Genomic DNA, 289 nt, shown 5'->3' with positions numbered 1-289 from the left:
CATTCACGTATTTCGTNCACCGTCTTTACAGGTACGGCGGCTTTCGTTACCTGGTTCGTTTGTGTCTTTACAGATACGGCAGACACCGGAACCGCAGCCTTCGTTAAAACCCCTGGCTTCGTTGCCGATAAATACTTTGTACTGACGTAACCGTCTTTTCCATCGGCTTTGATTCTTGCCCAACCATTGGATTCCGAATACACCGTGACAGACGTGCCCCTTGTTAGCTTCGCTACTACAGGAGCACTTTCAGCCCCGCTTTTCCGCATATTGAGCGAATCCGCGCTGA

1 protein-coding gene is annotated in these 289 nt (G+C 50.3%); it reads right to left on the bottom strand.

Annotation, left to right across the window (positions count from 1 at the left end; translation table 11 throughout):
• Positions 1–17: 17 nt before the first annotated feature.
• The coding region (locus ASU00_RS25690) for an SH3 domain-containing protein (protein WP_169792915.1) at positions 18–289 on the bottom strand (272 nt) is incomplete at both ends.

The sequence above is a fragment of the Peribacillus muralis genome, assembly GCF_001439925.1.
Classification (GTDB): domain Bacteria; phylum Bacillota; class Bacilli; order Bacillales; family DSM-1321; genus Peribacillus; species Peribacillus muralis.
The sequence above is the reverse complement of the archived record's forward strand: the minus strand, read 5'-3'. Positions and strand labels throughout refer to the sequence as shown.